Below are 22,579 nucleotides of genomic sequence, written 5' to 3' on the forward strand. Positions count from 1 at the left end.
AGCCAGAATACTAATTTTCATTTCCAAAAAAGTAGAAATCTAATGAAATATCGCTATTTTTACAATTTTGAATACCTATGACTATTTAAATATTTGAATTTTTAACAAATATATACTAAAATACAAATAAACAAGCAATAATCTCCCATAATTAAGGTACATGAGTAAAAAATTTATCTAGTGAAGGGAGCACCATTGATGAAAACATTGCCTCTTTGTGATCCTCTCATTTCAAACTATCCTCAACATGCCTTTTATCTTTCCATTATTTCTGACCTTCAGGAGTGCCAACCTTGGATTTACTCGAACTATATGAATCTATTTCTATCCGATTGGAAAAATGACGAGATTTTCCTGGACTTCTACGTACAGACACCGGAACATCACTTTAATCCCTGGTTCAAAGACTCACAGCGACTGCACCGCGATCTAATCCTGGGGTCTATTCCCGATTTCATCTCGTTTATTAAGGATCAGATCGATTCCGGGTATTACGTATGGACTCACGTGGATGAATATTATATTCCTGATACGCCTTCGTTTCGCAATTATCGTTTTGCACATGCGGTTATGATCTATGGATATGATGACACCGCGCGGGAGTTCCAGCTTGCTGGATTCTTCAAGTATCGGATTTATTCTCGAACAACCGTCTCTTATGATGATCTGAAGACGGCGTTCGAGCACTGTGATATCTATGATGATTATCTTAACTTCACCCATCTGTTAAAGATTAACCCGGAGTACCACAATGGCAAAATTTATGAGTTTTCTCTCTCCTACTTTGCCGAGTGTATGGAAAACTACTATACCTCTCGTAATGAAACGGAAAACTTCAAGAGCTTTTATACGCCAGCGCTTTATTCGGATCGAACCTTCGGTCTGGATATCTATCATAAACTAATCATGTTTTTTGAAATGATGCTTTCCAAGCAGCGAACCATTGATACACGTTTGTTGTATACGTTGAAAGAACACAAAAAATTTATGAATCTCAAAATTAAATATATAGAACAGGAAGGCCACTATGTTTTTCCCGTAAAGTTTAAAGATAACTATATTCGAGTTGAACAAGAAGCAACGATTATCCTGAATCAGTTTTTAAAATACGGCATGACCCAACGTGAGGATCATATCATCAGCTTGATGGGCAGATTAGGTGCTCTCTACCAACTGGAGAAAGAATCACTTGAGCTGTTATTAAATGATTTCAACAGTCGGGGTATTCGCAGTGGCAAACCGATATTAAGCCAAAGCTGACGGCCCACTTTGGTTCAAACTCTGGAGAAGGTCCGTTTGTTGTCCTTCTCCATTCAAGTCCTGTAGACTGACCATATCCCGGTACAATCCCTCTCGATTCAACAGTTGATCATGCGTCCCTGATTCAACCATCTCCCCTTTATGCATGACAAAAATCAGATCCGCATTTTGAATCGTTGATAGACGATGAGCAATAACGATGGTTGTTTTCCCTTTACGGTAACAGTCAATAGCTTGCTGCAGGCGTCTTTCTGTTGTCAAGTCCAGCGCCGAGGTTGCTTCATCCAATATCAGAATGTCTCTGTTTTGAATTAAGGCTCTGGCGATGGCAAGACGCTGACGCTGGCCTCCAGACAAGGTGATCCCCCGATCACCAATAAAAGTATCGTATCCCTCCGGCAGACTCACGATATAATCATTGATTTGTGCTGCCTCGCAAGCGGATCTCATCAAATTGGCAGACTGCTCATCTTCTGTTCCCATTAAAAGATTGTTTTGAATGGTATCCGGAAAAAGATAAGGTTCCTGAAATACAATGCCTATACGCTCTGTCCAGTCTGAACGGTACAATTGGTTGAGCGGCTTACCATTCACCAGTATACAACCGGCATCCGGATCGAAATAACGGATGAGGAGTTGGGCAATGGTTGACTTTCCGGAACCGCTGGTACCAACAATGGCAATTTTAAGTCCCATAGGAATGTCGAAGGTCAGATTATTCAATATAACATTTCGCCCTGGCTCGTAGCTAAAGTCAACATGGTTAAAAGATATGCTTTGCAACGGCAAAGGTACAGGAGAGTTGCCTTCCTCCATTTGCTCCCCTTCCATCACGTTGAGCAGTCTTTCCACGCTGGCACCGCCTGCGGACCAGTCCATGAATGAATTGAACAAATCCTGTAAGTATTGGATAAACTGGAATCCAAGCTGGAAAAGCACAACGAACATGCCAATGGATAGTTCGCCTTGTAGGACGAGCAAACCTCCATATCCAAGAATGAGCACTCTTACTCCCCAATTCAGGGGTTCGCTAGTGATCATTTTGAGATTCACTTGTTTGCCTTCCTGCATTACTTTCTCATAATACGTATTGTACAGCTTGTCATATCTCTCTTTCTCCCAGTCCAGCCTGTGATAAGCCAGCACTTCTCGGGTGGACGAGATCCCTTGCTCAATATGAACGAGCACATCGGATTTCGCCTTCTGAACATGGCCGGCTGCCTTCTTCAGTTTAACTGCGAAGAATCTGCCAAGAATCACGTATGCCGTACCCAGTACAAAACAGGCAATCAGCATGACTGGACTGACCATGCCAATCATGACAGCTACAAACAGAACAACAAATAGCTGCTGAATACCGCGAGGAATCTGATTTCCGATCATATCGGCAACCTTGTCCAGATCCTGGGTAATGTAATGCACATATGTGGCTATGCGTTCTTTTTGCAATTGACGTATTGGAATTCTGTATACATAGGACATAAAATCATCGGCCATATGGGATTGAATAACGGATTGATTTCGATGCATCATGTGCGGAGCATAGGTAAACAGCACGGCATAAAGAAGGAAAGCCAGCACAAAAAGACAGACGATCTCTGGCACAAGCTCATATTGGCCTTGTAATAAAATATTGTCAATGAGACGCTGCTGGAGGCCGATGATACTCAGGAAAGACAATGACTCCAGGGACATCAGAATGATGGAGATGAGCAGCAATGAGGGACGCGACATGATATATTTTTTCAGAAAGTGAATATGCTGTTTCAGCGACATGCTCACCCCTCCTCTCCCGAATTCAGCTGATAATACGCTCCCTGTCTTCTCATCAATTCCTCGTGGCTTCCCATTTCCCGAATTTGTCCATGTTCGAGTACAACAATTACATCATAATCCTTAATGGTAGATAACCGATGAGCAACGGCAATGGTCGTCCGGCCTAGCAGGAGACGTTCCAGGGCTTGCTGTACTTCTTGTTCAATCGCTGTATCAAGCGCGGACGTTGCCTCATCAAGCAATAGAATAGAAGGTTTCTTGATAAACATACGTGCAATGGATATACGCTGCTTTTGACCTCCGGACAAGTTAACGCCTCTTTCCCCAAGCAGCGTGTCATATCCATCCGGCTGAGCAGAGATGAAATCATGAGCATATGCGGCCTTGGCCGCCTGGATCATGTCTTCCTCTGTCGCATCCGGATGACCAAAAAGAATATTATTGCGAATGGTATCGCCAAAAAGATACGTTTCCTGAGACACATATCCTATACTTTCTCGTAATTGTGCAAATGAAAGTTTTCGTATAGGTACTCCGTCCAACAGAATTTCGCCCTGCTGTGGATCATAAAAACGAACCAGAAGCTGAAGCAGGGTAGATTTTCCGTGTCCACTCGGACCTACGATGGCCACTCGTTGACTGGTCTTAATCACCAGATTAAAATCCGCGAGCACTTCCGGACCCTTGTTGTATTGATATGTGACGTGTTCGAACCGAATCTCTCCTCTGATTTCCTTCAAGCAGATAGGTGCGGCCTCTTCGACAACCTGAGGTTCTGTTTGCATGAAGCGATGGATTTTGGAAGCTTGATGCATCAGAACTTTCTGCTCCGTAATAACCGTAATGACCAGAGTTACCGTTTGCATGACCTGAAAATAGTAAAGCAAATATGCAGACATCTCTCCTACGCTCAACGCCTGTTCCTTGACCAAGTGAATGCCGTACAGGATGACTGCCACCCCACCGACGTAATAGGATAATCGGCGTATCGTTCCCCTCCAAAAAGCCATCCATAACATGCGAACCCTTCCATCCAAAAAAGGCTGCATGTGTCCCTTGAACCGTTTCCAATCCCAGTCCTCGGCTCCGTGAGCACGCATTTCGGTCAGAGCTGACACACTCTCGTATACTTTTTGATTATAGGCTATGCGCTGTTCCGTATTCTGCTTGGCCAAGATGGTAGCCTTTCTTTCGATGGATGGTCCAACCAGATAATAGAGAAGCAGGCACGGCACCATGATCAGTGTTAAAGGAATGCTAATAGCACACATCACTGTGACAGATACAATAGAGACTACAATGTTTTGAATCGTATGCGGAAGAAGAAACCGATAGAAGTCCTGCAGAATACTCACTTCCGTGTTCATAAACGACAAGCTTTCACCAACAGGGCGTTGTTGAAAATAAGAATACCCCAGCTTCCTCATATGACTAAAAATATCGTATTGCAGATCTCGTGCCGCCTTCTCCTGAATGGACCTCTGCAACAGATTTTGCCATGCCATCAGACCAAACATCAGAAACATGCCGGCAACCAACAGTATAATGAGCCATCGGAATCGGATCACGTCTGCGGATGGAACGATGATATCGATGAAGTACTGAACACCCTTGGGAATGGAAACCTGAATGAACGTGACTCCAATACCGCAACATACCAGCAGCCAAAACATGCCATAATATTTTTGCACATAAGAAAGGACCCATCGATAAGTTTTAAATAGTGAGTCTTGGGGAGGTACCGATTGTTTAGATTGTATTGCTGCTGAGACATTATCCTTCATATGTCACCCTCAAACTTTGCGCCCTTTCAAGGCAGCAACCTGTGATCTATTAAATTCAGCTTTCCGTTCGCCAGTAACAGCCGATCATTGTGATACATCAGACTTGCAGAACGCAAATCCCGAAAAGCCCTTTCCAAGGGAAGCTGGTCATTAGCGGTATATCCGTAGGATAGTCCTGCAATGTCTATCATTTGATCCGTTGCCTGAAAAAGAGTCTCTGATGCCAAAATTTTAAGATTATTGATGTGAATATTGAACCGCGGTGCTTCAAGCAGCTTCAAATTCCCCTGATTGGAATGATCTTCATACTGTTGGATCATCTCGTTCAGGTATATGTTAACTGTGTCCAACTGCAGTCGAATCCTTGCAAGCCTTGCATAGAACAACTCGGACTGCAAATTGAAGCGGGAACGATTTTGCGGATTACGGATGAGTTGTATTAACCCTTCGTATACTCCTTTAGCGGCTCCAAGCCAACAGGCAGACCATAAAATATGTCCCATGGGAATCATCGTCTGTACAGCTAACGGTTTGAAGTCTATCGCTGCACCGATCAGCTGTTCTTCTTCAATTGAGCCACGAATGTGTATGCCCACACTACCGGTCCCTCTCATCCCCATGGCATGCCAATCGGAGACACTCTCCAGTTCCAGTTGATGTCGTTCGGCAAAAACCAGTTGAACGTCACTGTCGGGACTTTCATCAGAAGGTTTCATTGTGATGAGAAACCAATCAGCGTACTCACCGCCGGTTACGACTGGAGCATCTCGGTCAATATAGAGCGAGCTTCCATTGGTAACCATCGGACTTTGGGACGAGAGCAAGTGCCCCCCTTTTTCTTTTTCAGTTGTGACTGAGGCGATTAAGGGCTGTTCCTCCTGCAGTCTGGACAGAAGATGATCTGAAAAATCATTCTGTTCTTGACGGATTAATACCTCCACCTGCTGTATGTGCATGGCCCATATCATTCCCGTGGATAAGCACCCGCTTGCCAAAAGTTCTGCCATAGAGGACAAGGAACGGAGTGAAGGCCGTTCACCGCCTGACCGGCTAGGGATTGATGCTGACATCAGGCTTGCAGACTTCAAGTCAGCTATATTTTCTTTGGGGAAGGACCCATCCCGGTCGAGGTCACCGGCCCTTTCAGCAAATCGCTTTGCCGCCATTCTTACCTCGGACAATGTGTCCGTGACTTCGGATACTTCATACGAATATCGCATATCAAAATCCCTTTCACTCAAATGGATTTGGTCAGAAATGCTTCATCTTTTCCCTGGAACGATTGGATTGCTCTTCTGAAGTTTGAACGGTCGATTCGTATCAAATAAACGTTCCTCAAAGGAATTCTGCCAACGGATAGCAATATCTTCACTGTTGTACCGATACACCTGATCGAGGAATTCCCGATCTTCAATATTCAGCTTGTCCAGGAATCCTTCCGGTCCGGCCTCGCCATAAAGGATCTGCGTATAATGCAGGGCATAGAATACTTCCTTTTGGAAATTCAAATCCTGAGCCCGCTGCAGTACCTTATCCCAATCCACATTCACTTGAGGGCTGTCCAGGAATCGGTGAATGTCCATGAATTTATAGAGCAGGATATCCTTGTAGGCCATAACATCCAACTCACTTGTTGCTTCGCGGGTAAGATGGATAAGCATGAATAACAGCAGATCTTCCCACTCCAAAGTGCGAACAGGATGTCCTGCAACATCAATAATCTGGCTTCTCTCCAGCATTTGCTGCACTGCCGTATCTGTTCGGCGGCTGGTCATGAGATCAAGCGAAAATTGCAAATCCAGCGCATGATATTCGAGAAACGGACTATTTTCGATATATTTGATCAAAGGGATGACTTCATGGGACACCATCGATCGGATCATAATTTCCCTGCGAGGTAGCGGGGTAACCGAATTCGTTTTATAGTTAATCATCCCCTGCACGTATCCCATTTCCTTCATAATCGCTATCGCTTCATCAATTTGGCTTGAATGTATAAGCATATCATTATCTTTGAAATCCCGGCTTCCTAGATCCCCATAGGCGACTTGGGAAAGTACGATCCCTTTCAGCAAACTGTATTGAATACTTCGCTTGTCCAGCTCATGGCAAATATCAAGGGTGAATCTGCACTGTTGTTCGCCCCGCATTTTTTGCATATGATACATTTGCTTGACCGAACTAACGAATTTGCCGTAGACTGCCTTCTCCGTGCCTTTCACCAAAAAGTAACGCTCGATATTCTGCCATGCGGTTCCCATCACACCATGGGTATGCAGCATGCCGAATACTCGGCTCCAGTCCATGTGAGCAGCCATTAATTGACGAAAATCTTCAACCTCCGCATTCCGAAGAGCAGGTTTTGAACACAATAAAACCAATCTTTCTTCATCGGTTAGGGTAGAATCTGATGACATGGCAAACAGCTCCTTTCGCCTTGGAAGAGAATTACTTCTGCCCGACAATAAAAATATTGTTTCCACGCGATACAAGTTCTTCTACGTCAAGATACTGGGATTCAATCTCCAAAATGCTCTCGAACACAGCCGGATCAGACAAAATCTCGCTTAGGGTTTGGGTGTTACCCTCAATCTGTGTCTCTAGAAATCCAGGATAAATGAAGGCAGGGAAGCCTTTAAGATTTAATACCTTCAGCCCGCATTCAAGGTAATATTCTTGAAGCTGCTTGGGAGTAAACATATAAATATCGGGCATTTCTAGCGTGAAGCGCCCTTTGCCGCCCGTTAACTTCCGTGCCTCTTCAATTCTGCCTAGGGAAATATTAAAATACAGGGCATGGTACAGATTAGGTGTAAACGATACCAAGTATCCCTTGGGTTTAAGCAACTTTACGACTTCATGCAGCATTTTAAGCGGCTCTTCCACAAATCCCAATACGTTATGAAAGTTAAAGCAGACATCCACGGATGCCGGCTGTACGCCTTCAATAGCATGAAGGTCACCTTGCCGGATCGTCCATCTGTCCTGAAGATCATTCGCTTCGCGTTTGGCCTTCGCTTGTCTCAGCATGTCTTCCGACAGATCATACGTATATCCGGTGCTCTCCGGGTATTCTAGAAGGACTTTAAGCGACCAGCGACCAGTCCCTCCACCCGCGTCAAAAAACGTGAACCCGGCGGGTAATCGATCCAAGACCTCTTTTTTGAAAACGTTCCATAACAGCTGGTCGGAGAGCTGCCAATATGCCTGTTCCTCTACCAAGTCGTACTTGTCCGCTTTATTTTTGAAATACGCAATGGTGTCGTGTGTTGTTTTGCTCATCTTAAATCCCCCTTCTCCAATGGTTGAAATGATTTATTCTCTTCCGATTGCAGATACAACTGGATACCCACAGAATCAATCCAGCTGAAGGCTTCCAAATCCTGCTCTGCCATTTGCCTTAATTCTTTGACAGGTATCCAACGTCCGTCACGAGCCTGATCGCCAGACTGCAAGGCTATGCCTTCAGCTTCGCAGCGAAAATACACACCCATTGAATCGATAGGTCCCTCCAGTGTCTGGTAGACAGCAAAAGGTTGAATTCCCTCCAGTAAACCTGTGCCTGTCCTTACCTGCAAATACGTATCCTTACCTGCAATGCGAGTCAGTTCAAGGCCTGTTTCTTCCCTGACCTCCCGTTTCAGTCCATCGATCATGGACTCATACTCTTCGAGTTGCCCTCCAGGCAATTCCCATGCTTTGGGTTGATTGGGCTTGTCCCGAATCTGTAAATAAAGTTGAAGCTCACCGTTCACCACTCTTTCGATCATAGCGCGTACGTTAACGTACATGTTGCCCCTCCCCAGATAGGAATTCGCCCATCACGTCATCCAGCTTCAACTGCAGATTGAATTGGAGATGATAAGCCTTGTACTGCCTCGTAATTTTACGTGTATACCCCAGCAATCGTTTGGCAATGTCGCCACCTAGTCCGCCGCTGGAGAATGAGAAGATATGAGTGAGATACTGTGTTTCAAAAATTCGTTCCTGCAGAGATTGTACGAACGGTTGTCTGCTGGCCGGTATGACAGTATTAACAGCATCCTTCCCCAACAGAACAAACGCACCGACCGTCCAGAATCCAGGCTGTCCAATAAGACCAGATCGGGAAATATACGGCGTGGCATATACTCTCAATTCATCCTCGACAAACATCAGCAACGCCGTGTCATCAGTAATGACGGAGTACCCTGAATCGATTGCTTTCTGGGCAATCGTCGATTTACCGGCTCCGCTTGTTCCTAGGAAAATAATCGCTTTTCCGTCTTGACCTACAACACATACCGAGTGCAAGAGAAATGCGTTCATGTCCATCAATTTGGGAAAAAGAGAAATCCGTTGAGAGAATTCCCATGACCGATCTTCATATTCGTCATACCCCGTCCGCTGAACGAAATGCAGTCTGCTGTTCCAAGCAGAATCCCAGTCGATGTTATAATTGAACTGAAGGCTGGAACGAATTTCTACCCGGTCTTCGCCCCAAATTACTTCGTCTCGTTCCGGGTTGTTAATCCAAGGGCTTGTGTCCCAAGCTTCGATCCTGCAGTGATGATCCATCTTTTCCGGCTGATCATCTATCAAGACGTGTGAGTACCATTGTCTGGTTCGTTCCTCAAGCGCATGAAGACGAGATGCAAAATCTACCTGCACATGAAAGGGACCGTAACGATAAATATACAGAAGAGTTCCTCCTTCCTTAATCTCTTCGGATCTTTCCGGTAGCGGTTCTCGGAAGGGTTTGCACAATTTCCACCCTTTTAGGTACCTTGTAAGCGGATAACTTGGAACGGCAAAAACGCAAAATGTCTGTAGCTTCAACAAGTGTATCCGACTTGCGAGGAATGATGTAAGCCACCAGTGCTTCGCCGAGCCAGGGGTCGGCCTCTCCTTTGACAATGGCTTGCTCCAGTGGAAAGTGCTCCATGATCAGTCGCTCAATTTCCTCAGGATGTACTTGTTTTCCTCCTGTTTTGATCAACAGTTTGGTTCTTCCCAGTAGCCACAAATTATTTTGTTCGTCCAAGTAACCTCGATCTCCTGTACGAAGCCATCCGTTTTGCAGAACTTTATCCGTCTCTGCTGCATTGAGGTAATATCCCTTCATGATGCTGGGACTGTGAATCCATATATCACCAGGTTCATGAACGCCTAAGCGATTCCCTTCTTCATCTCTTATGGAGATTTCAACCCCGCGTATGGCTTGCCCTACATTAGATGGTTCGTATACTCCCGAAATGATCCTGGTTGTAATACGCGGACCAGCCTCCGTTTGGCCGTACGTTTGCACCATTTTCACATGGGAAGGCAGTTTCTTGCGAACAGATTCCAGTATGTTAGGCGTGACTTGTCCTCCCCCAAAGCAGATATAACGCAGATGGGGCAGCGCTTTATAATCGGATTTCAGCAGGCTCAACGCTTGCAGCATGGTGGGTACTGCAGTAACTACGGTAATGTCTTGCTCTTGCATCGTTTTCATGAATGAAGACGGTAGAAATAGACCAGTCATAATGACCAATTCTCCACCCAGGTACAGGTGGCTCAAGAACTGGGAGGTATTGCAATAGCCAAAAGGCATAGGAAGGGTAATCAACACGGTATCTTTCTCCGTCAGTGACAGAGATTCGCAATGAGCCTTCACATTGGTAATTAAGCTATGGTGAGTGTGCTGCACGATTTTGGGATTCCCGGTTGTTCCCGACGTTTGCAGCATTAAGGCAACCTCGTCTGCAAGACGAGGCCTGTATATGGGCTTGGTCTCCTCATCCGGTGCCTGCCAATCTTCCTGGCTCAGGACGGACAAGTTCTGAATACGTAGCTTGGATTTCATCTCGTGAGTAGTGATACAGAGAGCAGCGTCTACCGTGCGGCACGCCAGCCTGATTTCTGCCTCGGAACTGCCGGAATAGAGCGGCATGATTACCGCTCCCAGTAAGGTAACCGCGAAGTAAGCATGGATATAGGCAGGAGAGTTGGGCAAGCAGATCACCACCACTTCGCCTTCCCTAACACGGTCCTCAATCTTTAACTGCAAGGCCGCGGTTGTGGACAAAAGTTGCTTATACGTGCACTTCTCCTCGCCGAATGTTACGGCAATCCGATCCGGACTCCGTTCTGCCTGATGTAACAGTATTTCCCCGATACACCGAGGTTCCATATCCTTCATCCACTCGCCTCCTTCGCGTATATTTTGTCTAGCCCCTGCTGTCCATTTGAAAGATTTGCCCGCTGACGTTGGCAACGTGTTCGGACAACAGGTAGAGAATAAAATTCGCTGTCTCCTCCGGTGTGGAAATGCGGGACAAAAGACTCTCATCGAGAGCCTTTTGATATTTTCCAGCATGATGCCGGTTCAGATTGGTTCGCATAAATCCGGGACAGATTGCATTAACGGCAATGCCGAATGAACCCAACTCACGTGCCATTGATTTGGTCAGAGCATTAAGTCCGGCCTTGGAAGCTGCATAATTACTTTGCTGTGCGCTTCCTACAATACCGCGGTAAGAGGACACGTGAATGATTTTCCCCCTGCCTCGTTCCTTCATCACCTTGCTGACCTTCTGAGAGACGAGAAATGCGCCATCCAGGTTAACCTGCATAACATCGCGCCATTGAGCATAACTCATCTCCTCTAAAGACGCATCGTTGATAATTCCGGCATTATATATCAGCCCATCCACCCATTCCAGTCGATCCATCAGTACTTGCAATGATTCATCCAGTAGTTCCGTATTCGTGACATCCAGATGACCGACATGCAGACGATCCTGTATACCCATATGATAATCATTACTATGAATAGGGGTTTGGTTATAGGTGGCAGCAACAATCGCCCCTTCTTGCAGCATTTTTTCAAGAAGACACCCTCCAAGCGTTCCCGAACCCCCAACAAGAAGCAATCGAAGTCCTTGAAGAGAAATGTGCACGAATATTCATCCTTTACGCTGTCTTGGTATCAACGAAGGCCGTTAACACTTCAACATTCTCAAATAGTTGCGGTGTAAGTTCATCATCCTCAATCGTGATTTGAAACTCATCCTCCATCTTGATGATCAACTGAAGAATCATGATGGAGTCCAGTTGCAGATCAGAAACCAGATTTTCTTTTCCCGAAAAGACATAATTCTCTTCAATTCGATCCTCAAGCTCTTCTTTTACGAGCCTGCACACCGTTTCATAATGCGACATATGCTCACCCTCAGATATAGAATGATTTGGTAATATTGCTGACATCATGTATTCGCCTGGCGATAAGGAATAAAATAATCGAACTTGGGACCATCCATACTCAGTCTGTCCTGATGAACAATCGTCAGGTTAACATCGTCAGGCAGTTTGTGCAGCAGTTCTTGCTGCAATAGAAACTCGGATGCTTCCTGAAATCCCTTGCCAGGCACAAGGTAAAACATAAATTGCTTTTCCTGCACCTGCATTACACGAAATTGTCGAACGGCATCCGGGAAATTCCGGTTGACCTTGGTTACAGCATAATGAAACAGAATCGGATTGGCGATCCAATCACCTGATCGAATATATTGGGTTGCCCGCCCACCGGTCACTTCGATAACGGGATATCGCGATCCGCAATCACATTTCTGTTCAGACAGCCTGCCAATATCTCCCGTGTCATACCGGATCAAAGGCCAGATTCGATTGGTCAAGTCAGTAATCACTACGTTTCCATAGCCATCTTTGTCCGAATTCGCAATTTCCACATACAATTGATCACTAGATAAGTGCAGATTACCGCTTCTGCAGCTCATGCCAATACACCAAAATTCGCGGGAACCATAATGGTTATAAACAATGGGACCAAAGGCCTCTTCAATCGTCTTACGCTGATAGTCAAATAACATCTCTCCGTTAATTTCGATATATTTAAACGGAAGTTTGCTCCGATCCAGCTTTCGCTCCAGCAGATGATTCGCGAATAGATAGAGTGCGGTAGATACGGACAGCATCCACTGCGGACGATACTTCAGCAACGCTTCATAATAGTCATCCAGTCGTTCCGGGGACAGATCAAGCATGGAGAGATACATGACCTCATGGTAGATGGATATGGGATCCGTTGACAGATCATCTTCATTGAAGGCATAAAACATGGCATACGGATCTTTAGGTCCAATACCTCCATTAGTGTTTCGAAGGCCCCATAAGAGGCGTGCTTTTTTCCATTTTTCTTCAACTGATTTATAACATTTGAGCGGTTGTCCCGTGGAACCACTGGTATATTCGACATAGAGTTTGGCCTCATTGTCCGTCAGCAGCGATTCTTCTCTGCCGGTCAGCTCAGATTTCTCCAATATGGGTATCTGCTCAAAACGGGCTTGGCTCCAGCCGGCATCGGTAACGCCTTGTAACCTTTGTTTGTAGAATGAAGACTTTGCTGTTGCGTGTTCGATTAAACCTAGTAGCTTGTCCTGAACATGGTCCCACTTGGTTATCATCAATGGTTTCCCACCTTATGGTTTCAAAGTCACATTGGTTCTTGGGAACTGAACGGCACTCCATATATATGGCATCTCCAGCAAACCATGGATCAATCGCTCCCATCCGACGCCAAAACCCGATGTCTCCCTGTAGTTATCGAGCGTTCTGGACTGGAGATAACATGCGTAATCTTCTTCAGGCAGGTTAAACACTTCTGCTTTTTCTTTCAATTGCTCAAGGGTACCCACACGCTGACCGCTCCCGATCGTTTCCCGATACCCTGGCCAGATATAATCCGTGTTGTTTGCAACACGTCTGTCCCGGCCCTTCATTTCGGCGTGGTAGAACGGTACTTCAAGCAAAGGAAACTCACTAATTGCCAGGAATCCGCCATAAATCTCGGTGAGTCGGACTTCTTCCCAAGAACCGAAGTGTTCAAGTGTGAATTTGTTGTAGATTTCATCTTTTGTATCTTCGTAAAGTGCGGCTAAAGCTTCTTCAAAAGTTAATTCCGTTATTTTTTGACTGCGACTGACTTCGTCAAGTTGATTCAGACGATCCTGGGAAAGGAACACACTCAGATCCGCTTCATTATGTTTGAGCAAATCCTGAATGACTCTAAACAACAATTGACGGATTATCTCCTTATTTGCTACTTGATCAACCGCGCCTTCATATTCGATATGGTGAAACTCGGATAGATGGGATGCATCCACATTTTCCTTGCGGAATGAGTTATACACGGAGTATACATGATCTACCTGGTGCTGGAGCACCGACAATTCCAGATAAATTTGTGAGGACTCTGATAAAAATGCCTTGTTCGGCAGATCAAACCACTCCAAAGAAATAGGGCATACATCCGTTGTATAACTGATGGCCTCGCGACCGTATACGGCACCTGGGGAAGAAATCATTCGAGTAGTCAAGGGCAGCAGTGTAAACAGGGCATTCATTTCTCCAAAAAACAGATTGCTTGACATATTGATCTGATGATTAATTCTGGCGATAGCGCCCCAATACTTCTGTTCGCTGAAGCTCTTGACCCGATTTTCAGCTTCTGCCAGCGTGTATTGCCCTGCAAGTACGTTATCCAAGGCATCGTATATGTTGTTCCCGCGATATCCCAACTTCTTGTCTTTTTTTGTAAAATAAGGTCCTAACATAAGCTCATCTCTCCTCATATGGATATTATTTTGGGTTAAAATCAAACCTGGCCGGCGATATACTTTTCCCGTTCGTTCTTGCTTCTTACCTTGCGTAACAACTCCGATGGAGACAGGGGGTGAGATTCATCCCATAGGACAGAATTAATCATCAGTTGCTGAACCGTGGGGTGCATCTGATCCAGATATGCCTTTTCCTTCATCTCCGGATAGGAAGTATGTCCTCCATACGCTTCCTCTTTACCTTGAACGCTGTAATGCAACGTTCTCCTGTAGTCATGAGACGTACATGCTCCGCGATGAAGTGTATGCGCATTCATAAATAGAACGTCTCCGGGTTGACATGTGATTCGAACCTCGTTAGGTAACGGATTAGCCCCGTTATTGTTCACTTCCCATCTCTCCTGATCGGAAAGTGCACGTCGGTGCGAACCGGGAATCGCGATAAAACAAGAGTCTGGGTACAAGGGAATATTGAACTGCACATGGTTGGGAATACCTTCTGGGTGATATAACTCGTTATCCCCGTAATCCCGGTGCCAACGCAATCGATAATTGATCTTCTCCGGCGACCACAGCGCATGGGCTCCCCAAAATCGCAATTCTTCGCCCAATATCTCTTGAAGTACTTCCATCAGACGTTCGTTCCCAAAAACGTCTCCGAAGGCGGGCTCGTACAAGTCCAATTTGAAAATATTATTTACACCCCAAGTGTCGTAATCAGGCTCCTGTTTCAAGGTGTAACGCGTCGTATACCGGAGTGGTTCCTGCTTCACCTTGGTGATCAATTTTTCCATCGCAATCTTTAGCTGATTCACCTCATCCGATACAAAAATTCCTGTAACGACAGCATAACCATCATCTAGAAAACGCGATTTCAGACCCATGATCAAGCAACTCCTTTCTTGCTATTGGTGTTATGGAACCGCGAACCATTCCTTGTCCATCCGTTCCTTCCAGCGCTCTCGAATGGCCTTATATTGTTCCTCAGCAAGGTTCCCTTTGCTTGCCAATGCATAATTGTCCCGCCAACGATCTGGTTTCGTCGTGCCAATCATGACTGTGTGCACACCGGGAATCGACAGCGCAAACCTCAGTGCCAGTTCTGTCGTAAGCAAAGGATCCTCTTGAAAGGAATACCCCAGCTTGAGCAAACGCTCCTCATAGGTTACTTTTGCTGGCTTGACCATAGATTCCGGCGTCTTGCCCATTCTTTTCCACATAGCAAGCTGGCGTTCATAACGTTTCTTATGCTCCACTGAATTAACCCAAGCGGCGTTGGCAATCGGACGCTTCACAATGACCCCAAGCTGCTGCTGCTGTGCTAAGGGAATGATTTCGTCTAAGGCGATTTGATCAGCAATATTAACGGTCACCTGCAACGTATCAAAACATTGCATCTTGATCGCATATTTCGCTTGTTCCCCGTCCCCGCTGTAACCCAAATATCTCGCTTTTCCCGCTGCCTGAATCTTTTTTAGCGTCTGAATGACTTCACCACGTTGTAAAATCTCTTCAGAGCAGCCATGCAGTTGCAAAACATCAATATAATCTGTGCCCAATCGCTTAAGGCTCCGGTCTACACTCAGTTCCAGCCAGTCAGGGTCCCAATCGTGATACTTGTCCTCGTCCGAGTGGCCGCATTTGGTGAATAGATAGAATTCTGCACGCCTTCCCGAAACGGCCTGACCAATTCGTTCCTCGCTATTCGGGTAACACTCAGCAGTATCAATAGCATTAAGTCCATGATCCAGTGCAAGATTCAGTAGGTGGTTCACTGTTTCCTGGCTGGTTTGTTCATAACCGATCTGGGAGCTGCCGAACCCCATGACGCCTACATGCATATCTGTCTTTCCCAGCGTTCTCTTTTCCATGTCCAACCTCCCTCCCCTTGTGGGTTCAGTAATTTTCACTCAAATACGCTCGAGAGTTCTTCACGACATTCCGAATGTTATCGATGTGCATACTCGCCGAGGAAACAGGCCAATCCCCTCGAATGAGACCAAGACTTGCCAGCCTGATGCACGTTGTGCCCATTAACAGCGGAAGTACCGTAATTTCTTCGGCCAGCAGGGAATGATGTTCTTGATAGCCTTCAAGAAATTGCTGGAACGGCTGAGGTCCCAATTCATGAATGGCTTCAAAACGCGAGCTGCCGTACCGGTAAGTTATGCCGGAAAAAGTAAGCAATCCTTCAGCCAGATCCACAAGGGAATCGGATAAGCATGCATTGTCAAAATCAATCAGCGCCGACACCGAACCGTCGGATGAGAAAATGAAATTCATCGGATTCAAGTCTCCGTGCGCAATCGATGTCACCGCTTCTGCTCTGTCAGCATGCTGAACAGACCACTCGTCTACCAGTTTCTTGCAAACCTGGACAAAACGTTGCACATGCTCCTGATCCTCTTTGCTCATTTCATTGCGTTTCTGCATGTACTTTTTAAGCAAAAGAACAAGTACATCCTTTGTAGAAACATAAGGAGATTGCTCAGGCAACCTCAGTCTCTGTAGTGGATATGCGGACGCAGCCTTAGTCCGAAATTCACCCAATACCGCCCCGGCAGCACGTATCTGTTGAGGCTGGGCATTATACATCGAGCCGTTTGGTATATACGATTGTAGGTACAATGTACTTTGATTACCTGCATGTACAATCAGCTCCCTGGATGTAGTTAACTGAACGGCAGGGACACGAACCCCTTTCAGAGCCAGCTCATGCTGGAGCTTAATTATGCTCACGGCGTGCTCAATGGATCGGATATACCAAGGAATTTCTTTCAAAAAGTAGAGGTTTCCCTCCCGGTCTTCAACAAGGGCTTTTCTGGATGTCTCCGAAACCCGGTTGATCGGAACGACAGTACCATTCATATTGAGATACGGGTACGTTGTGTATTCCATGATGCCGTACTGCTCTAACGCTTGCGATAGCATATCTTCCGGGATAAGTCCTCTGCTCAGCTCTAACGGTTTTAGCAACGGCATCCTCCCCTTTACCAAAGTAAGACCCTTAATGTACACTCCATGTGTTGAACTTTTGTGTGAGTAAAATAACTAGTTGACGTCCAAGTCCGGCCATTCGCACACTAACAGGATGTTCCGGATTCGCAAGTACAAATGGAATGCCAGCGTTCCCCTTTGCACTAAGTTCAGGTATTATAGGAAACGTGTCGAGCACTTGCAGACCATTCGGAACAGCTAACATGCCTTGGGTATCCCCCGAAAAGATTGCAGTGGAATGCCCGCAGCATTCGCATTGGAATTGAGACATATTTTCGACGATACCAAGCAGCGGAACCTCCATCCGTCGCATCAAGTCGATCCCTTTCTGAGTATCTGCAAAACTTACCGTCTGAGGCGTTGTAATCAGAAGACATCGTCCTTTCAACAGACGAAGCAGCTGATGGTGAATCTCGGAAGTCCCTGGAGGCATATCGACGATTAATACATCTACATCCCAGCGGGCTTTTATGAGTAACTGATCCAGTGCACCTTCCAAATATTTGCCTGAAAGAGATCTGCTGAGGCCGTTGTTTTCAATCAGTCCAGAGGAAGAGATGCGGATGCCTGCGTAGGTTCCCGGGTGGATTCCCAGTCCTTCTGCTACCATAGACTCTTCTTCAACTCCGGATACCATGGTAGGTATACTCGGCCCTTCAAAATCTGCATCAAACAATCCTACTCTTAACCCTGGTAATGAATAGGCCAAATTTACAGCGAAAGTGGATTTTCCGACTCCACCCTTTCCGCTATAGATGAAAAGTACGTCCATGGCATCCTCCCTCGCCCCTAATAGAAAAGCTAAGCATTTTGCTTCAACGTATGGATCATGTTCACAATGTTGCTCATGGAAGCAAACGTATCATTAATCATGTACTCGTCGGGAATAGTCATTTCAAACTTCTCTTCCAGTTCTAGCAGCAAATCGATCGCTTTCATAGAATCGAGACCTGCACTTTTCAGATCGTCCGTCATCTCCAGATCCCGATGAATTTTCTGCTTTACCAGCGCCGTGACTTCATGTTCAATGTATTCCATGCTCATAAATAGTCCTCCCTTCATGCATTTCATTCACATGCGTTCTTCGTGTTAGAGCAAGCTGTGAAACATGCTTCACGTTACCGTCATCCACGACCAATTCAACGGGAATTTCCCTGCTCAAAAATCCCAATAAACTGGCCGTAATCCCATAAGCCCCAACATTCGGAATGTAGACCTGCTCTTCCAATTGTAAGGAAGGCATAGCTGCTTTTTTGTTGAAAAAATCAAGAGGGGTGCACAGCGGTCCTACAATGTGGGTCGACTCCGGATGAGGGTCGGTCTTCTCTGTGACGGGCTTGATGTCATACTGAACACGTGGAATGCGTCCGAGCCCCGCCATCCCGCCCAGATGGTGAATGCCGCTGTCCAGAACGATAAAGCGGCTGCCCTTACTTTCCTTGATATCCACAACCGAGCTAACGAGAACACCGCATGCGGCCGAAAGATATCGTCCGGACTCATATGCTATAGCAGGCTCTCCCATTCTCCATCCCGGCATATGCTCATCGAGAGCAGTCTCCAATTGGACCTTGATTTCACTAAAATCCGGAGGGGGGCCTGACACAGCATAAGGATGTCCAAATCCCCCTCCTAAATCCACGAATTGGAGTGGGATTCCAGTCTCCTTGGATATTCTAGCAATCACCTGAATGGAAGAGAGAAAAGATTCCGCAAGTCTCTCTGCATTCGCAGTATTGGTGCCATTGAAAATATGAAAACCGGCAATACGAATTTCGTCGCATTCCTGCATTTCCTTCAGCTCTCGCAAAAGCTTCTGCTCATCCGTTCCAAACTGAGAGGGTGTGCCCGTCATGGCCAGTCCAGCATCAGCCAAGCCCTGATCGGGATTGATTCGCATAATGACTTGAATTGGAGGTGTACCAGAAGACACTACAGACCTTAATCTTTCCAGCTCTTTCATTGATTCGACCGAGAACCATTGTACTCCCTGTGCAACAGCCACCTTCAATTCCGATTCGCTCTTTCCAGGACCCGTGTACAATACATCCCGGGGCAATCCTCCAGCTTCTAACACGGAATTCAGCTCACCTAGCGATGAAACTTCAGCCCTGCACCCCAAATCTAACAACTGCTTAACGATTGCCGGGTGAGGATTGGCCTTCAGAGAGTAATACAACATCGAAGGCTCGGGTAATGCATCTCTCAACCTGTGGCAGGATTGGCGAAGAATATTCAAGTCGTATATATATAACGGACTGCCGTATTTCGACCGCAACTCTCCATAGTCCAAACGCTTCACTCCTTTTCCAGGTCTGTTTTCAGCTTGTTTTTATCAATTTTACCGTTCGAAGTTAAAGGTAACTGGTCTGTAACATAGATGTGTGCTGGCATCTTGTAATCTTCCAGCCGCATTCGTAATTCGTCGAGAAGGCTATCCGCAGTCCGTGTAGAACTCACCGCAAGAATAGGCACAGCAGTGTCTCCGGTCAGTATCAGCGCGGCTTGTTCGACGCCATCGATGTCGACTGCTGCCAGTTCGATCTCCGTAGGACTTACACGAAAGCCGTTTTGCTTGTACATATCATCCTTGCGAGCGTAGAAATACAAGAAACCTTCATCGTCCATCCAGAAGTAGTCCCCTGTGTGCAAGCTCCGCTCAGGAGAAGCCATATTTCGAAAAACGTGCTGTGTTCGTTGCGGATCATTCCAGTAACCCATCATGACATGAGGACCATGCACAACCAATTCGCCAACCTTATTTGGTGGCAGTTGCAATCCTCTCTCATCGATTATGGTGCAACTTGTACCCGGAAGAGATGTTCCGACAGAACCCGGTTTATCAGCGAGAAATTCCGGCTGAAGGATGGAGACCCGTTTACACTCCGTCAGTCCGTACATCAGATGTAGCCGGGCATTCGGGAAAAATGTTTTGAATTCGTTTACATAAGTTTGAGGAAGTGCAGCTCCTGTATTGGTAATAAAACGAATCTCCGGTAATTGCGTCATCTGTCTGCGCATAAGTTTGATCAGCGCTTCTCCCATGCTAGGTACAATTGGTAACCCGGTAATCCCCCATTCCCTTATTTTATGAATGAGCGCCGGGCCCACATCAGATCGCTGACCCAAGGCTATCGTTGCATTTTGATTAAATGCTAAAAAAACCTGATACATCCCGTAATCAAAAGACAATGGAAGAAAATTGCCGATTACGTCGTCTGCTTCTATTTTCAGGCAAGACTGAATGCTCTCCAGTACAAATAGCATGCTAGAGTGGTGTGACACCACGGCCTTCGGCCGGCCTGTACTTCCCGATGTATACAACAGGCAGGCAACTTCATTACCTGAGCGATCTTCGTAATCGGGGTCACTTAATCTGCTATGCTCCACTGCATTTGTGGTCACGTCATTTTCTGATATGACCTTAATCCCTATATAGGATGACATCGCCAACTTTTCAACAAAAGCATCGGTCGTCAGCAGATAGGAAGCTTGCGAATCTTTAACAATGTAGTCCAACTGATACCTTGTTGTACTCTCATGCAAGAGGATATAAGTTGCTCCAAGCCTGGAGGCAGCAAAAATGGATGAGACGAGAAATTTGCCATGAGGCAAAAGCAGTATGATTCGCTCGCCAGTTTTTACACCGCAGGTTTGCAAATAAGTGGATATACGATCCCTCTCCTGAGTTAGTTGACTATAAGTAAAATGGCCTTCGTCTGTGATCAAAGCTGTTTTATGCGGATATCGTTGTTCTGAATGATCTAACAACTCACATAATCGTTTCAATTCAGACCCTCATTCCATGAATTCGCAGTGTTTATTTTGCACGATTTCTGTGATACATTCATCGCATAAATTGTCGTTAACATGTTGTTTGATGAATATAATTCAATTATAGAGCCTTGAACATAAGTCGCTGTCCATATTTTCCCCAGCTATTTCTTACGCAGAAGATACCATACCTGAGATTCTCCACTCTATCTGCTCCACTGTAGCAAAACATTCATACAACAGGTCCTCGTCGCGGAAAACAATCTCAAACTCCTCTTCTAGTGAAACAATTAGTGAAATATATTTTATTGAGTTAAACCCGAGATTCTCTAATCGCTCATCCAGAGGAATGTCCAAGTGATATCCAAGTATATTGTGAATAATCTGAATGATTTTTCCTTCAATCATCGAGTTAGATACTTGTTCCATCACTGATTCCCTCCCCTGTCTTATTGCACAGATGTTTACGATATTCACTTGGAGAGCGCCCGTAATATTTTTTATAGTACCCGGAGAACTGTGAACTAGAGATATAACCGACAGACTTCGTAATTTCATTGATCGTCAGATCGGTATGCTTAAGCAGTTCGCGTCCTTTTTGTACTCTAATTTTCTGAAGAGATTTAATGGGTGAACAACCGAACACTTTCTTGTATGTGTTACTTAAATAGACCGGATTACAGCTGATTCGTGCGGCCATGTCTTCAAGGGTAAGCGGCTCCGAATATTGACTTCGTATCATGCGATGAACGATAATTAATCGGTTGTCAATCTTACCTTTCAAATTATCGGTGCTCTGGTTCATCACCCGGTACATATTGAAAAATCGTGTGAATTCAAGGGATAGTTGTTTGCTGTACTCAGGTTTGAAAGTGCTCTGTCCGAACATCTCTAAAACGCGTTTTACAAACAACTTGACTCCGTCGTCTTGTCTGGATAATACCATTGGAAAACCAAAGCGCATTTTAGTCATGTTTTCCAAGGTCAGAACGCTGATTACGACAGGTACTGACAATCGGTTTAACAGGATGAGATCGTTGCCCACCAACAAGTCCCTGGAGGAAATATAGTACGAGGTGTCACGATACCTCGTTTCAAAAGACTGTTCGGTAAACGCTACCAAAATTCTATTTGGCTCCGTACATACTGTTTCAGAATAGCCGGGAGCCATGATCATTTTGGGCATCATACTGTACAAATTCCATGTCATCAAAAGTCGCCCCCATTTGAAGAAATTGGAATGTTTTATTAAATTTTAGTTGATTCCTAGACTTAAATCAACAATATTATACATAAATGTGAAATTGATCATAATCTGTAGAAATAAATAAGTGAGGTTGTCGAGGTAGGTTTACTACTAAAATATGCAAAAAAATTATGTAGGTAGAC

Annotated in this window: 22 protein-coding genes; 1 reads left to right on the plus strand and 21 read right to left on the minus strand. The window is 45.4% G+C overall.

Annotated elements, in window-relative coordinates; genetic code table 11:
- Positions 1 to 198: 198 nt before the first annotated feature.
- Complete coding sequence (locus tag MKX40_RS18365) at positions 199 to 1,260, plus strand: hypothetical protein (protein WP_339234766.1); 1,062 nt, start codon at positions 199 to 201, stop codon at positions 1,258 to 1,260.
- Here the strand turns inward: MKX40_RS18365 and MKX40_RS18370 are convergent.
- The 21 genes from MKX40_RS18370 to MKX40_RS18470 form a co-directional block, all read right to left on the minus strand.
- A complete protein-coding gene (locus MKX40_RS18370; RefSeq protein WP_339234769.1) occupies positions 1,246 to 3,036 on the minus strand; it encodes an ABC transporter ATP-binding protein in 1,791 nt (596 codons plus the stop codon). The two genes, MKX40_RS18365 and MKX40_RS18370, sit on opposite strands and share 15 nt — an antisense overlap.
- Positions 3,037 to 3,038: 2 nt before the next feature.
- Positions 3,039 to 4,727, minus strand: coding sequence for an ABC transporter ATP-binding protein (locus MKX40_RS18375; protein ID WP_339234772.1), 1,689 nt, complete (start codon positions 4,725 to 4,727; stop codon positions 3,039 to 3,041).
- A gap of 119 nt (positions 4,728 to 4,846) precedes the next feature.
- Positions 4,847 to 6,040, minus strand: coding sequence for an acyl-CoA dehydrogenase family protein (locus tag MKX40_RS18380; RefSeq protein WP_339234774.1), 1,194 nt, complete (start codon positions 6,038 to 6,040; stop codon positions 4,847 to 4,849).
- 42 nt (positions 6,041 to 6,082) lie between these two features.
- Entirely contained in the window at positions 6,083 to 7,237 is a 1,155-nt protein-coding gene (locus MKX40_RS18385) for a nucleotidyltransferase family protein (RefSeq protein ID WP_339234777.1), read from the minus strand.
- Between the two features lie 31 nt (positions 7,238 to 7,268).
- A complete protein-coding gene (locus tag MKX40_RS18390) occupies positions 7,269 to 8,102 on the minus strand; it encodes a methyltransferase domain-containing protein (protein WP_339234779.1) in 834 nt (277 codons plus the stop codon).
- Positions 8,099 to 8,611 (minus strand): NUDIX domain-containing protein, encoded by a 513-nt coding sequence (locus MKX40_RS18395; protein WP_339234781.1) that lies wholly within the window; start codon positions 8,609 to 8,611, stop codon positions 8,099 to 8,101. Before MKX40_RS18395 ends, MKX40_RS18390 begins: the two co-directional genes overlap by 4 nt.
- A complete protein-coding gene (locus MKX40_RS18400) occupies positions 8,601 to 9,470 on the minus strand; it encodes a hypothetical protein (protein WP_339234784.1) in 870 nt (289 codons plus the stop codon). Before MKX40_RS18400 ends, MKX40_RS18395 begins: the two co-directional genes overlap by 11 nt.
- 46 nt (positions 9,471 to 9,516) lie before the next feature.
- Entirely contained in the window at positions 9,517 to 10,983 is a 1,467-nt protein-coding gene (locus tag MKX40_RS18405; protein ID WP_339234787.1) for a class I adenylate-forming enzyme family protein, read from the minus strand.
- A gap of 28 nt (positions 10,984 to 11,011) precedes the next feature.
- Positions 11,012 to 11,743 carry an SDR family oxidoreductase gene (locus tag MKX40_RS18410; RefSeq protein WP_339234790.1) on the minus strand — a complete coding sequence of 244 codons (732 nt, stop codon included), beginning with the start codon at positions 11,741 to 11,743 and terminating at the stop codon, positions 11,012 to 11,014.
- Positions 11,744 to 11,756: 13 nt separating this feature from the next.
- Positions 11,757 to 12,005 (minus strand): phosphopantetheine-binding protein, encoded by a 249-nt coding sequence (locus MKX40_RS18415; RefSeq protein ID WP_253438113.1) that lies wholly within the window; start codon positions 12,003 to 12,005, stop codon positions 11,757 to 11,759.
- Between the two features lie 44 nt (positions 12,006 to 12,049).
- Positions 12,050 to 13,267: a hypothetical protein gene (locus MKX40_RS18420; protein WP_339234794.1), complete on the minus strand. Its 1,218-nt coding sequence runs from the start codon at positions 13,265 to 13,267 to the stop codon at positions 12,050 to 12,052.
- Positions 13,268 to 13,282: 15 nt separating this feature from the next.
- Entirely contained in the window at positions 13,283 to 14,416 is a 1,134-nt protein-coding gene (locus MKX40_RS18425; protein WP_339234796.1) for an amino acid--tRNA ligase-related protein, read from the minus strand.
- A 41-nt stretch (positions 14,417 to 14,457) separates the two neighbouring features.
- Positions 14,458 to 15,303 carry a phytanoyl-CoA dioxygenase family protein gene (locus MKX40_RS18430; protein ID WP_339234798.1) on the minus strand — a complete coding sequence of 282 codons (846 nt, stop codon included), beginning with the start codon at positions 15,301 to 15,303 and terminating at the stop codon, positions 14,458 to 14,460.
- 30 nt (positions 15,304 to 15,333) lie between these two features.
- Positions 15,334 to 16,290: an aldo/keto reductase gene (locus MKX40_RS18435; RefSeq protein ID WP_339234801.1), complete on the minus strand. Its 957-nt coding sequence runs from the start codon at positions 16,288 to 16,290 to the stop codon at positions 15,334 to 15,336.
- Between the two features lie 25 nt (positions 16,291 to 16,315).
- Positions 16,316 to 17,395 carry a phosphotransferase gene (locus MKX40_RS18440; RefSeq protein ID WP_339234803.1) on the minus strand — a complete coding sequence of 360 codons (1,080 nt, stop codon included), beginning with the start codon at positions 17,393 to 17,395 and terminating at the stop codon, positions 16,316 to 16,318.
- A 31-nt stretch (positions 17,396 to 17,426) separates the two neighbouring features.
- Positions 17,427 to 18,188, minus strand: coding sequence for a P-loop NTPase (locus MKX40_RS18445; protein ID WP_339234806.1), 762 nt, complete (start codon positions 18,186 to 18,188; stop codon positions 17,427 to 17,429).
- Positions 18,189 to 18,217: 29 nt separating this feature from the next.
- Complete coding sequence (locus MKX40_RS18450) at positions 18,218 to 18,460, minus strand: phosphopantetheine-binding protein (protein WP_339234808.1); 243 nt, start codon at positions 18,458 to 18,460, stop codon at positions 18,218 to 18,220.
- The gene (locus MKX40_RS18455; RefSeq protein ID WP_339234811.1) at positions 18,441 to 19,709 is read right to left on the minus strand and encodes a decarboxylase; all 1,269 of its coding nucleotides are present in this window, start codon (positions 19,707 to 19,709) and stop codon (positions 18,441 to 18,443) included. Before MKX40_RS18455 ends, MKX40_RS18450 begins: the two co-directional genes overlap by 20 nt.
- A 5-nt stretch (positions 19,710 to 19,714) precedes the next feature.
- Entirely contained in the window at positions 19,715 to 21,205 is a 1,491-nt protein-coding gene (locus MKX40_RS18460; protein ID WP_339234813.1) for an AMP-binding protein, read from the minus strand.
- Positions 21,206 to 21,361: 156 nt separating this feature from the next.
- Positions 21,362 to 21,619 (minus strand): acyl carrier protein, encoded by a 258-nt coding sequence (locus MKX40_RS18465; RefSeq protein ID WP_339234815.1) that lies wholly within the window; start codon positions 21,617 to 21,619, stop codon positions 21,362 to 21,364.
- Positions 21,603 to 22,400: an AraC family transcriptional regulator gene (locus MKX40_RS18470; protein ID WP_339234818.1), complete on the minus strand. Its 798-nt coding sequence runs from the start codon at positions 22,398 to 22,400 to the stop codon at positions 21,603 to 21,605. Before MKX40_RS18470 ends, MKX40_RS18465 begins: the two co-directional genes overlap by 17 nt.
- Positions 22,401 to 22,579 lie beyond the last annotated feature (179 nt).

The organism is Paenibacillus sp. FSL R5-0517 (assembly GCF_037974355.1).
Classification (GTDB): Bacteria; Bacillota; Bacilli; order Paenibacillales; family Paenibacillaceae; genus Paenibacillus.